Origin of the sequence: Starkeya nomas (assembly GCF_902703545.1) — a bacterium.
In the GTDB taxonomy this organism is placed as follows: Bacteria; Pseudomonadota; Alphaproteobacteria; order Rhizobiales; family Xanthobacteraceae; genus Ancylobacter; species Ancylobacter moscoviensis.
Genome location: NZ_CACSAS010000001.1, coordinates 2656687 through 2669239, shown reverse-complemented (window position 1 = coordinate 2669239; position 12553 = coordinate 2656687). Strand labels below are relative to the sequence as shown.

Below are 12553 nucleotides of genomic sequence, written 5' to 3'. Positions count from 1 at the left end.
ACGGGCCGGCGCTTCACGCCCGCTCGCCGATGCGGGCCCGCGCCGCGATGTGACGCTCGCGCCAGGCGTCCTGAAGGCGCTGGCGCCAGCGCCGGTCGCCACGCTCGGTCACCTCGTGGAGGAAGCGCGCATAGTCGAGCGCGAGGCCCGGCGTCCACGTCATCAGCTCGGCGCGCCCGCGCACCAGGCGCAGCAGCCAGAAATGCGGGTCGACGAGCAGCTTCAGCAGGCGGCGCAGGGGCTTGCCATCCCGGAGAACGCCCTCCATCGCCGCATCGAGCGCGAGAATGGACGACGACGAACAGTTGCGCGCCGTGAGATTGTAGGTCGTGTCCTGCGAATATTCCCGCCAGAAGGCGCGCAGCGCGGCGGGGTTGAAGCGGGTGAAGGTGACGGTTTGATCTGCGGGGCACCAGCCCGCGACTTCTTCCGCATAGGAAGGCTGGAAGCGCCCGGCGACATCGTTCTGCGTGCGGGAATCCAGCAGGTGGCGGAAGTCGTCGCTGTCGCGATCGATCTCGACCGCCGGATAGTGGCTCACATAGAGATCGGGCGGCAGTTCGAGCGCTGCATGGCCGGTCGACACTACGCCGTGGCGGTCTACCGCGGCGACGTAGCGGCGCACCACGATGGGGCCGTGGCCTCCGTCGGCCGAGCCGGTGGCGGTCCATACGTGAAGCATCAGCGTCTGTCCCGGAAACTCCGCGCCGGCCCCCCTGTTCTCATAGCCGTGGCCCCCGCCGCCATGCCAGTTGCGGGAAGCGTAGAAGGGCAGCGATGTTACGGAGCGGCCCGGGCCGAGGGCGCGCAACTGCATGGCGAGCTGAAACAGCGTGTAGCCCGAGCTCAGCAGCAGTAGCGCGAGGCAGAAGGGTACGGTCAGGCGGTGGGGCAGGGGGTGCCCGGCGAGAATCACGATGGCCAGGGTGATCTCGACGAGGCCCGCGGCCAGTCCCTGCCGCCAGCGCGGATTGCGCACGACGGCGGCGGAGGCGATGCGCAGAACGCCGTCGATGGCGAAGGCAGCTCCGAACAACGTGGCACTGCCGATATTGTTGTCCCAGGGAATGTCGGCGACCAGGAAGCCGGCGATGAGGAAGGCGAGGCCCCGCGCCACCGCTCGCAGATGAGTACGCACTCCGAGCAGCATGGCGGCGGCGAGCTCCACCAGCCCGTGCAGGGCGAGGAGGATGCCCAGCGTATCGGTGACGACGCTCAGCTTGCCGTCGCTCAGATCGGCCAGCATCAGCAGGCCGAGCAGGCAGGTGATGGCACCTACGATCGCGAGGAGGCGCCACTGAGGGCGTAGCGCATCTCCTCCGAGGAGCAGGAAGGCAAGACGGATCATCGATGATTCCTCACGAGCGGCCCGGAGGGGGCGCCGCCCTGTTACCACGACCGGACGGATCGGTGGCGGCGATCGACGCGTCGCCGATGGCGGGCTTTTGGTGGAGGCGGTCTGCGGCTAGGGCTTGGCCGGCGTGCCGGTAGCCTCGCCGATCAGCTTGCAGGCGAGCGTCTTTGGAGCCTGCCTCGCCTCGGCGAGCGGGCCGTCGATGATGTCGCAATCGAGCAGGTTGTCGTCGCTGCTCTTGCGCGCCGAGGCGATGTTGACGTTGACCTGCACGGGGCCTTCCAGCCAGCCGAGGTGCTGCGGATCGAGCCGGACGGCGGGAACGGCATACCGGCCCGCAATACCGGGAATGGGGATGTCCCGGCTCGGGCCGAAGCCGATCTGGCCCATCTCGTCGGCGTGCTTCTGCGAGCCTTTCTTCGGCCAGCCGTAATAATCGACCATGATCACCATCGCTTCGTGCCGGGCGGCCAGCGTCGCGGCGGCTTTCGCCGACAGGACGATGTTCACCTCGAAGCCGGTGTCCTCCTGAGCGGCGGCCGGTGCCGCCAGAACGGCCAGGCCGAGAGCGAGCAGGGCGGCGCCGGCAGGCCGGCAGCGGGGCGTCTCCATGAGCATCTCCTTCGTCGCTTCCAGCGCGTACCGATACGCCCGGTCGTGGAGCGATCGACGCGGCGGACGGGCCGCGGTCGGCGACCGGGGACGCGGTCATGCCCGTACCACCGGCGGATCACGACGGGCACCTTCCCGCCCTGGAGCATGGCTCCATGGCAAGGCATCGGATCGGGACGCTTCTTGCCCGACCGAATGGGGCGTTTCACGACCGGACGGTCCGAAATGACCAGAATAGAGCGCTATTCCGATAGCGCGTCGCCTTCTGACATATCGCCTCCAGCCATCACAAACGCCTGCCATATATGGCGCGCGCGCGTCCGAGTCCTCCATCGGGGGCCGTATGGGGTGGGTTGCGCCGGTGTCCTTCGACGTCGATTGATTGAACGGCGGTGGTGTCGCCATTCTCCTCCGTCATTCAATCGATCGGGAGTTCCCTTGTCTGGCCTGTTGCGAGCGGTTCCGAATGCCTGGGGTCCGAAAGTCAGGGCGGAAAGCGGTGAGGCAACCCAGACGCGGACGGGACCGAACGAGATCAGCTTCACGGCGCCCGCCAATCTGGCGCTGGTGATGCTCTCGCCGCAGCCGAACCGCGAAGTGGCGCTGAACAGCGACCGCAAGACCGTCGGGCTCGCTCCGATCGGCGCCATCGAGATCGTGCCGGCGGGGGCCGAGGTGTTCGCGCGCTGGACGGTAGACAAGGAGAACATGCTGGTCGCTATCGATGAGAGACGTCTCTCCCGGCTGGCGGGCATGGAGTTCGGCAAGGACAGCTTCGAGCTCCAGCCGCCGAAGGTCGGCCTCATCGACCGGAAGGCGTTGGTATTCACGAATCTGATGCGGGAAGAGTTTCAGCGTGGATCCGAGATCAACGAGCTCTGCTTCGACGGGCTCATCACGCTCTTCGCGACCCATCTGCTCCGCAACTATTCCTCCCTGCGCGAGCAGTCGGATCCATTGATGAGCGGCGGGCTGTCGCCGAGGGCGTGGCGCAGCGTCAGCGATTACATCCAGGACAACCTGTCCGGGCGGCTCTCCATCGCGCAGCTCGCCGACGTGGCGAACCTGTCGCCGAGCCATTTCCTGCGGGCCTTCCGCCGGACCACCGGCCAGACGCCGCACCAGTACCTCGTCGCCCAGCGTCTGACCTTCGTCGAGCGGCTGGTAAGGACGACCGACACGCCGCTGGACATGGTGGCCCGATCTGCCGGATTCTCCAGCAACAGCCACATGACGGCGACGCTGAAGCGGTTGCGGGGGATCACGCCGACAGATCTGCGCCGCGAGGTGCGGCGGGGATGAGGCCTCCCTTTGACAGGCGTCAAGCCGGGAGCGTCATGCATCGATTGTAATGGCCGGGCATCGTATGCTGTCGGAAACCTGGAGGTGGAGCCATGGACGTCCGAGGTGAGGCTGTGACAGGTGCCGGGCTGATGGCGGATGCCGCTGCCTATGCGGTGGACGCGGGCCAGCGCTGGACGCTGTTCCTCGACACGCTGCGCCGACGCGGGCTGCAGTACGAGGCCCATCTGGCCGAGCCGCTGCCCAACGTGCTCGACTATGCCGCCGAACTGATCAGCGACGGGCGGGAACTGCCGCGCGCGGTGAACTATGTGCTGATGCGCATCGTGCCGCCGGCGGGCACCTCCGTCGACGAGCGCAAGCGGCCCTTCATGATCGTCGACCCGCGCGCGGGGCATGGCCCCGGCATCGGCGGCTTCAAGGCCGACAGTGAGATCGGCGTCGCCATGAAGGCCGGCCATCCCTGTTATTTCGTCGGTTTCCTGCCAGATCCGGTGCCCGGCCAGACGATCGAGGATATCTCCCGCGCCGAGGCGCACTTCCTGGAGACGATCATCGCCCGCCACCCGCAGGCGGAGGGCAAGCCCTGCGTGATCGGCAACTGCCAGGCCGGGTGGGCGGTGATGATGCTGGCGGCGGTGCGGCCGGATCTGTTCGGCCCGATCATCATCGCCGGCGCGCCGCTCTCCTACTGGGCCGGCGTGAAGGGGCGCAACCCGATGCGCTATTCCGGCGGCCTGCTCGGCGGCACCTGGCTGACCGCGCTGACCAGCGACCTCGGCGCCGGCGTGTTCGACGGCGCCTGGCTGGTGCAGAACTTCGAGAACCAGAACCCCGCCAACACGCTCTGGACCAAGCAGTACAACCTCTATTCGAAGATCGACACCGAGGTGGACCGCTATCTCGGTTTCGAGAAGTGGTGGGGCGGTCATGTGACGCTGAACGCAGAGGAAATCCAGTTCATCGTCGACGAGCTGTTCGTCGGCAATCACCTTGCCTGCGGCGACATCCGCACCTCCGACGGCACGGCGATCGACCTGCGCAACATCCGCTCGCCGATCGTGGTGTTCTGCTCGCAGGGCGACAACATCACCCCGCCGCAGCAGGCGCTGGACTGGATCCTCGACCTCTATGACAGCGTCGACGAGATCCGCTCCTACGGCCAGACCATCGTCTATTCCGTGCACGACAAGATCGGTCATCTCGGCATCTTCGTCTCCGGCAGCGTGGCGCGGAAGGAGCACGAGGAGTTCGCTTCCAACATCGATTTCATCGATGTGCTTCCGCCCGGCCTCTACGAGGCGATCTTCGAGCCGAAGACCGGGTCCGAGGCCGATCCCGAGCTGATCACCGGCGACTGGATCATGCGCTGCGAGGCGCGTGACCTCGACGATATCCGGGCGCTCGGCGGCAACGATCTCGATGACGAGCGCCAGTTCGCCGCCGCCGCGCGCGTCTCCGAGACCAATCTCTCGCTCTACCGGGCGCTGGTGCAGCCCTTCGTGCGCGCGGGCGTCAACCCGGCGATGGCGGAAGCTTTCCGCAAGCTGCATCCGCTTCGCCTGCAATATGAGCTGTTCGGCTCCCGCAACCCCTTCCTCTCCTGGGTGGGCGAGGCGGCGGAGAAGGTGCGCGAGGAACGCCAGCCGGTCTCGCCCGACAATCCCTTCATCAAGGCGCAGGAGCAGGTCTCGCGTCAGATCGTCGAAACCCTCGATGCCTGGCGCCAGACCGTCGAGCACCAGAGCGAGCTGGCCTTTCGCGCGATCTACGGCTCGCCACTGCTGCAGGCGGCGGTGGGCATCGACCGCACCGCCGACAGGCGCCCGCGCAGCGCGGCGAAGAATGAGCTGCACCGCGAGCTGATCCGTCGGCGTATCCGCGAGCTGCGCGAGGATGTCGGCCGCGGCGGCCTGCTGGAGGCGGTGACGCGTGCGCTGGTTTACATCGGCCTCGCCCGCAACAGCGCTGACGAGCGCGGCTTCGAGGCCGTGCGCCGGCTGCGGGCTGAGCATGAGCGGGCGCGCCAGTGCACCCTCGAGGAATTCAAGGCGATGGTCCGAGAGCAGTACTTCATGCTGCTGATCGACCCCGCGGCGGCGTTGCAGGCCATTCCCGGCCTGTTGCCGGCGGAGCCGGGCGAGCGCGAGGCGGCCTTCGCGGTGCTCGCCGAGGTGCTGTCGGCGCGCGGCCCGGTGACCGGAGAGGCCGGCGAGCGGCTGGAGGAGATCCGCACTCTGTTCGGGCTTGCCACCGGGCCGGAGCAGGCCGTTCGCAAGCCTGCGCTCAAGCTGGCGAGCAAGAAAGACTGAAGCGCGGCGCCCGACCCGATTCTCACCTGATCTGGAGGCTGGATGTCCATCCCGGCGGTCAAGATGAAGCTGCTCGAGGGCAAGAAGGGCCTCGTCGTCGGTATCGCCAACGACCAGTCCATCGCGTGGGGATGCGCCCGGGCGTTCCGGGGCTTCGGGGCGGAGGTTGCCGTCACCTATCTGAACGACAAGGCGAAGCCCCATGTCGAGCCGCTGGCGCGCGAGCTGGAGGCGCCGATCTTCATGCCGCTCGACGCCACCGTGCCGGGGCAGATGGAGGCCGTGTTCGAGCGCATCGGCGAGACCTGGGGCGAACTCGACTTCGTGGTGCACTCCATCGCCTTCGCCCCGCGCGACACGCTGGCGGGACGGGTCACCGACGCGCCGCTCGCCGGCTTCCTGAAGACCATGGAGATTTCCTGCTGGTCGTTCATCCGCATGGCGCATCTGGCCGAGCCCTTGATGAAGAACGGCGGCAGCCTCTTCACCATGACCTATTACGGCTCGGAGAAGGTCATCGAGAACTACAACATCATGGGCGTGGCCAAGGCGGCGCTGGAGAGCGCCGTGCGTTACATGGCGGCGGAGCTGGGCCCCAAGCGCATCCGTGTCCACGCCATCTCGCCGGGGCCGCTGGCGACGCGCGCGGCCTCCGGCATCCCGGAGTTCGACACGCTGCTCGAAAAGGCCAAGCGCAAGGCGCCGGCGCGCGAACTGGTGACGATCGACGATGTGGGCGTCGCCACCGCCATCCTCGCCCACGATGCGACACGCCTGATGACCGGGCAGGTGCTCTATATCGACGGCGGCTACCACATCATGGATTGAGAGGACGGGGCGGGCGTGGACCGCCCCGTCCTTTCCGTCAGTGCCCGCCGCCGAAGACCAGCGTCTGGATCGGCAGGATCAGCGCCTGAATGCGCAGCAGCAGCGCGTGGACCAGTGCCACCGTGTCGACGATGTGCAGATAGACCGCGTGCAGGCCACCGACCTCGCCGGAGGCAAGGCGGTCGTGATTGCTCGAATAGGCGTTGGCGACGCAACTCGACCCCGGCGGGACGGCATCGAGCCCGCCTTCATAAAGCGGTTCGAGGAAGACCGTAATGGTGCCCGGCGTCACCGCCTGCATGTCCAGCAGCTGCTCGCTGGCGCGGAACTGGCCGGCGGCGATATAGTCCTGCACGCTCGTCACCACCATGGGGATGATGGCGAAAGGCTGGGAAAGGCAGGTCGCTTCGGCGAGCATGCCGGGCCGCATGATCTGCGCCTCGATCTGGCCGAAGCCGGCGATCAGCCGCTCGCGGCCCGCTCCTGCCGGAATCAGCACGCCGGCGGGCCGCATCAGCGGATTGACGAGATCGCCGACGCGCAGCGCGAACTGCTCGACCCGACCGGAGACACCGGCGCGGATCACCGTCTTGCCCAGTTGCACCTCGGCCTCGGACAAGGCCGCCTCGGCGCTCGCCTTCTGCGCCGGCAGCAGGGTTTCGAGGCGCAGCGTGGCCCCCTCCCGGGTGGCGAGTGCAGCATTGAGGGCGCCTTCGCGCCCGTCGACCACCCGTTGCAGACGCTCCAGCTCACGGCGGGTCACGACGTCCGCGTTGCGGGTGTTCAGCTCGGATTTGGTCCGTAACTCGTCGAGTGCCTGCTGCAGGGCTTCCTCTGCCTGGGTGATTTGCCCGTCCGCGATGGCGACATCCGTCCGGGCGACGACGATCGCCGCGTCCGTCTCGGAGATGCGCCGGCGGGCGGTTTCCACCGCGGCCTTCTGGGAGGAATCGTCGAGACGGAAGATCGGCTCGCCCTGCTCGACGTTGTCGCTGACGCCGACATAGATCTCCGCCACCCGGCCGATGGTCTCGGGGACGATCGGCACCGTACGGAAATAGGCGGCGACGTTGCTCGACGAGGGGTGATTGTAAAAGATGATGGTGATCAGCGCGACCGTCAGCATCAGGCAGGCGGTGATGCCCCAGCGCAGCTCGAACCAGACCGAGTAGAGCGTGATCTCCCGGCCGATGCGCTTGCCCTGTGCATAGCGCCGGTAGAGGTAGTCCGGCAGGATGGTGAGCAGGGAGCACAGCATGAGCTCAAGCATGCTGCCGGCCCTCCGTTTCATGCCCCTGCGTCGCGTGGGGACCGTGAGCGTCCGCCGGCGGGGCGGCGTCCTCCGGCTTTGGGGGAGGCGGGGGGAGCCCGGCGACCGCCTCGGCCGCGCGGGCGATGCGATTCAGCGGCGTGCCGAAATCGGGCAGGTCGACGAAGGCGAGCAGCAGCGCCGCCACCCAGAAGATGTGCGTATGGGTGAACAGTGCCAGCAGGCAGAGCACCGCCACGATCTCGAACTGCAGCTTCTGCCCGCGATGCGCCATCCGCTCGGGGAGCGAATGCAGATGCAGGAAAAGGACGCCCGCGAATAGCACCGACACGATGAGCGTCACCGCCGCCACGATCATCAGGATGTCGGTCGCGCCCGGAGCGGTGATGAAGAACGGCAGGTGCCCGGTGGCGGCCGGGTGAGGCGCGGGTGTCATGCCCACTCTCCGAAAGGGGTGTTGCGTCGGAGTTCGGCGTTGTCGCGATCTACCTCTTTCCCCAGGTGAGGAACAGGCCGATATCCCCCGGCATCCCGTTCGGCCATTCGATGACCATCGCGGCGAGGCCGTAGCCGGCGGCCTTGAGGTGGTCGCGCCACAGCTCGTAGGCCTGCCGCGGGCGGCCGGTCAGAGTCTCCGGCCAGCCTTCCTCAGTGTTGTTGATCGCCCGCCCATGGTCGGTGCACAGCTCGTTGGGGAAGCGCATCACCATGATCTCGTTCTCGCCGCGCTCGGCGGCTGAACGCAGCTTGACGAGGAGATTCTGGGTGATTGCGTGGAGCCGCTCCGGCGTCAGGGCGATCGGCTCGGCGAGCGTCTTCGCCAGCTCTTCCTTGGCGTGACGGGCGCGGTCGATCGCCTCAACCGCCTCCTCGGCGTGTGCGGCTGCGATCTTGTCCATATAGCCGCGCAGGTCGGCGGCCGACATGAAGCTCTCGTCGCCGAGTTCGTGTTCCTTGCCGGGAGGTTTGGTGCCGATATCGCTCATTATGGTGCTCCGTCTCGCTCTGGCGGATGTGCGTCGTGGTATCTGTCAAAAGGCTGCGGGCACGTGGTGCCGGATGTCTTCCGGCTCGACGTAATCTTTCGCCTTCTGTCGTTTCGGCAGTGTGACCTTCTCGCGGTGCGGGGCCGCGTAGGGCACCTTGGACAACAAATGCCGGATGACGTTCAGCCGGGCGCGCTTCTTGTCGTTGGAATCGACGACGTACCAGGGAGCCCAGGCCGAATCGGAGGCGGCGAACATCATGTCGCGCGCTCGCGAATAGTCATACCAGCGTCCGTAGGACTTCAGGTCCATCGGCGAGAGCTTCCAGATCTTGCGCGGGTCGTGGATGCGGCCCTCGATGCGGCGGGTCTGCTCCTCGGGGCTGACCTCCAGCCAGTATTTCAGCAGCAGGATGCCGGATTCGATGATGGCCTTCTCCACGTCGGAGATGCTCGACAGGAACTTGTCCGCTTGTTCCTCGGTGCAGAAGCCCATGACGCGCTCGACGCCGGCGCGGTTGTACCAGCTGCGGTCGAAGATCACGATTTCGCCCGCCGCCGGCAGGTGAGGCAGGTAGCGCTGGGCATACATCTGCGACTTCTCGCGGTCGGTGGGCGCGGGCAGGGCGACGACGCGGAACACGCGCGGGCTGACGCGCTCGGTGATCGCTTTGATGGCACCGCCCTTGCCCGCGCCGTCGCGCCCTTCGAAGATGATGCAGATCTTGGCGCCGGTGGCGCGCACCCATTCCTGCAGGCCGACCAGTTCGCCGTGGAGGCGCTTCAGTTCCTGATCGTAGACCTTGCGGGACAGCTTCTTGCCGCTGTTGTCGTCCTTGGCCGTCTTGGTCATGTCACACAGTCTTCCAGTCGATCGAGAACGCGCACGCAACCCCGCCGACGCCGTGAGTTGCCGGAGGGTCAGTCAATATTGTTTACCGAATAAGCTTCCGTTTTCCTGTCAATGACTGCTGCTTCCAGCCATCGCCCACAAAAGCGATCCGTCCCACCACGTATATACATTGATACTGATCGAGGCTTATGTCCATATCGTTGATATGGCTCAAGAACATACGGTGCGGGATGCCTTAGCGCGGTAGCCTGCTGCGAATACTCTGGCGGTGCCGTTGGAACGGTTCCGCCGGGACCTCGACCCGGGACGTCAGCGCCTTGCGCGGGACCGGGCGCCATGATGCCGAAAGAGTATCTTCCGCGGAGGAGCACACCAAGATGGCCGACACTTTCGCTCACCAGCCAGCCGTCGACCGGGCCTCCGCGCCCGCACGGCCAGAGGCCGGAAAGCTGACGCTGCTGCCCCTGATCGCCCTTGTCGTCGGCTCGATGATCGGCGGTGGCGTCTTCAACCTGCCAAGCGATATGTCGCGCGGCGCCTCCCCGCTGGCCATCGTCCTCGGCTGGGTCATCACGGGCATCGGCATGCTGATGCTGGCCTTCGTCTATCAGGGCCTGTCGCTGCGCAAGCCGAACCTCGACAACGGGCCCTACGCCTACGCCAAGGCGGGTTTCGGCGACTTCGTCGGCTTCAACAGCGCGTGGGGTTACTGGATCAGCGCCTTCCTCGGCAACGTGGCCTATGCGGTGGCCATCTTCTCGGCGCTGTCCTATTTCGCGCCCATCTTCGGCGACGGCAACAATGTAATCTCCATCGTCGGCGCCTCGCTGGCGCTGTGGGGTATCCACGGGCTGATCCTAAAGGGGGTGAAGGAGGCAGCCTTCGTCAACGCCATCACCACCGTGGCCAAGCTGGTGCCGATCCTGGTGTTCATCATGGTCGCCATCGTCGCCTTCAACTTCGACCTGTTCCTCGCCGCCTTCCGCAACATGGGTGCGGGCATGGGCGAAGGAGGCGCGGGGCTTGGCAGCCTGCTCGATCAGGTGAAAAGCACCATGCTGGTCACGCTGTGGGTGTTCATCGGCATCGAGGGCGCGAGCGTCTATTCCGCCCGCGCCGCCAAGCGCTCCGATGTCGGGCGCGCCACGGTGATTGGCTTCATCGGGGCGCTGGCGATTTACGTCCTCGTCTCGCTGCTCTCGGTCGGCATTATGGCTCAGCCGGAGCTTGCCGGGCAGAAGGTGCCCTCGATGGCGGGCGTGCTGGAGTATGTCGTCGGGCCGTGGGGTGCGGGGCTGATCAATCTCGGCTTGATCATCTCGGTCGGCGGCGCCTTCCTGAGCTGGACGCTGCTAAGCGCTGAAATCCCCTACACCTGCGGCAAGGACGGCACCTTCCCGCGCTGGTTCTCGGCCGAGAACAGCCGCGGCACGCCGGTCAACTCACTCTGGGTGACGAACCTGTGCGTGCAGGCCTTCCTAGTGCTGACCTATTTCTCCAAGGATGCCTACAACTTCTTCTACTTCATCGCCTCGGTGGCGATCCTGCCGCCCTATGTGTTCTCCGGTGGCTACGCGCTCAAGCTCGCGCTGACGGGAGAGACCTACAAGAGCGGCGAGGAGGGACGTCGCCGGCGCGACCTGATCGTGGGGCTGGTCGCGACGCTCTACGGCCTGTGGCTGGTTTACGCGGCGGGGCTCCAGTATCTGCTGATGGCGACGTTGCTCTTCGCGCCCGGCCTCGTCATCTACGCGATTGCCTGCCGCGAGCGCGGGGCACGTCCCTATACGGGGATCGACCTGCTCTTCGCACTTGGCATGCTGGCCCTGGCGGGCCTCTCGGCCTACCTCATCGCTACCGGAGTCATCAGCCCGCTCTGAGGGCTACCCGGATGGAACCGATCCCGCGGGGCGATACTTGCCTCGCGGGGTATTCCCTGGCGGATGGCGGGTTCGCGGTCGCCATCGCGGCTGCGCGGCGAACCGACGGCCGCGCCAATTCACAAAATCCGTCCCCGAGGAGGCGTTCCATGTCCTTCAATCTCCGCAACCGTTCCCTGCTCACCGTCCAGGACTACACGCAGCGCGAATTCCAGTACCTGCTCGATCTCGCCCGCGATTTGAAGCGGGCGAAGTATTCCCGGACCGAGGAGCCGCACCTGAAGGGGCGGGAGATCGTCCTCATTTTCGAGAAGACCAGCACGCGTACGCGCTGTGCCTTCGAGGTTGCCTGTCACGACCAAGGCGCGCATGTGACCTATCTCGACCCGGCCGGCTCGCAGATCGGCCACAAGGAATCCTTCAAGGACACGGCGCGGGTGCTGGGGCGCATGTTCGACGCCATCGAGTATCGCGGGGCCTCCCAGCACGGTGTCGAACAGCTCGCCAAGTATGCCGGCGTGCCGGTCTATAATGGCCTGACCGACGAGTACCACCCGACCCAGATGCTCGCCGACGTGATGACCATGCGCGAGCATTCGGACCGTCCCGCCCATGAGATCAAATACGCCTATGTCGGCGACACGCGCTCCAACATGGGCCACTCGCTGATGATCGCCGGCTGCCTGATGGGCATGGATGTGCGCATCGCCGGCCCGAAGAAGCTGTGGCCGTCGGACGAGTTCGTCTCGATCGCCCGCGATCTCGAGAAGAGATACGGCGCCAAGCTCACCATCACCGACGATCCGCAGGTCGCGGTGAAGGGGGTCGACTTCATCCACACCGACGTCTGGGTGTCGATGGGCGAGCCCAAGGAGGTGTGGGCCGAGCGTATCGAGCTGCTGAAGCCTTTCCAGGTGAACGCTGCGCTGATGAAGGCGAGCGGCAACCCGCGCGTGAAGTTCATGCACTGCCTGCCGGCGTTCCACGATACCGAGACCACGGTCGGCAAGGACATTGCCGACAAGTTCGGCATCACCGACGGGCTGGAGGTTTCGAACGAAGTGTTCGAGAGCGAGGCGAATATCGCCTTCGAGCAGGCGGAGAACCGCCTGCACACCATCAAGGCACTGCTGGTCGCCACGCTCGGGGACTGACGC

Annotated in this window: 11 protein-coding genes; 5 read left to right on the top strand and 6 right to left on the bottom strand. The window is 66.3% G+C overall.

What is annotated here, in order from left to right:
- Positions 1 to 13: 13 nt before the first annotated feature.
- Together STARVERO_RS12865 and STARVERO_RS12860 are read right to left on the bottom strand one after the other, a co-directional pair.
- The gene (locus STARVERO_RS12865; RefSeq protein WP_159599218.1) at positions 14 to 1348 is read right to left on the bottom strand and encodes an HdeD family acid-resistance protein; all 1335 of its coding nucleotides are present in this window, start codon (positions 1346 to 1348) and stop codon (positions 14 to 16) included.
- Positions 1349 to 1465: 117 nt separating this feature from the next.
- Positions 1466 to 1966: a hypothetical protein gene (locus STARVERO_RS12860; RefSeq protein WP_144344565.1), complete on the bottom strand. Its 501-nt coding sequence runs from the start codon at positions 1964 to 1966 to the stop codon at positions 1466 to 1468.
- A gap of 438 nt (positions 1967 to 2404) precedes the next feature.
- Here STARVERO_RS12860 and STARVERO_RS12855 point away from each other — a divergent pair, with 438 nt between their 5' ends.
- From STARVERO_RS12855 to fabI, 3 genes are all read left to right on the top strand, one after another.
- Positions 2405 to 3268 carry an AraC family transcriptional regulator gene (locus STARVERO_RS12855; RefSeq protein WP_159599216.1) on the top strand — a complete coding sequence of 288 codons (864 nt, stop codon included), beginning with the start codon at positions 2405 to 2407 and terminating at the stop codon, positions 3266 to 3268.
- Between the two features lie 131 nt (positions 3269 to 3399).
- On the top strand, positions 3400 to 5580 hold the full coding sequence (locus tag STARVERO_RS12850; protein ID WP_244616759.1) for a DUF3141 domain-containing protein: 2181 nt from the start codon (positions 3400 to 3402) through the stop codon (positions 5578 to 5580).
- Between the two features lie 42 nt (positions 5581 to 5622).
- Positions 5623 to 6408 (top strand): enoyl-ACP reductase FabI, encoded by a 786-nt coding sequence (gene fabI, locus STARVERO_RS12845; protein WP_159599214.1) that lies wholly within the window; start codon positions 5623 to 5625, stop codon positions 6406 to 6408.
- Between the two features lie 37 nt (positions 6409 to 6445).
- On the opposite strand, the gene STARVERO_RS12840 is transcribed toward fabI, so the two are convergent.
- Genes STARVERO_RS12840 through ppk2 form a run of 4 tightly spaced genes read right to left on the bottom strand, consistent with a single transcriptional unit; the run spans position 6446 to position 9516 of the window.
- Entirely contained in the window at positions 6446 to 7678 is a 1233-nt protein-coding gene (locus tag STARVERO_RS12840; protein WP_144344568.1) for an HlyD family secretion protein, read from the bottom strand.
- The gene (locus STARVERO_RS12835; protein WP_144344569.1) at positions 7671 to 8114 is read right to left on the bottom strand and encodes a hypothetical protein; all 444 of its coding nucleotides are present in this window, start codon (positions 8112 to 8114) and stop codon (positions 7671 to 7673) included. Before STARVERO_RS12835 ends, STARVERO_RS12840 begins: the two co-directional genes overlap by 8 nt.
- A 49-nt stretch (positions 8115 to 8163) precedes the next feature.
- Positions 8164 to 8664: a hypothetical protein gene (locus tag STARVERO_RS12830; RefSeq protein WP_144344570.1), complete on the bottom strand. Its 501-nt coding sequence runs from the start codon at positions 8662 to 8664 to the stop codon at positions 8164 to 8166.
- A 45-nt stretch (positions 8665 to 8709) separates the two neighbouring features.
- Positions 8710 to 9516 (bottom strand): polyphosphate kinase 2, encoded by an 807-nt coding sequence (gene ppk2 / locus STARVERO_RS12825; protein WP_159599212.1) that lies wholly within the window; start codon positions 9514 to 9516, stop codon positions 8710 to 8712.
- Between the two features lie 377 nt (positions 9517 to 9893).
- On the opposite strand from ppk2, the gene arcD reads away from it, so the two are divergent.
- Together arcD and STARVERO_RS12815 are read left to right on the top strand one after the other, a co-directional pair.
- Entirely contained in the window at positions 9894 to 11396 is a 1503-nt protein-coding gene (arcD, locus tag STARVERO_RS12820; RefSeq protein ID WP_144344572.1) for an arginine-ornithine antiporter, read from the top strand.
- Positions 11397 to 11545: 149 nt separating this feature from the next.
- Positions 11546 to 12550 carry an ornithine carbamoyltransferase gene (locus STARVERO_RS12815; protein WP_144344573.1) on the top strand — a complete coding sequence of 335 codons (1005 nt, stop codon included), beginning with the start codon at positions 11546 to 11548 and terminating at the stop codon, positions 12548 to 12550.
- The last annotated feature ends 3 nt before the right edge of the window (positions 12551 to 12553 follow it).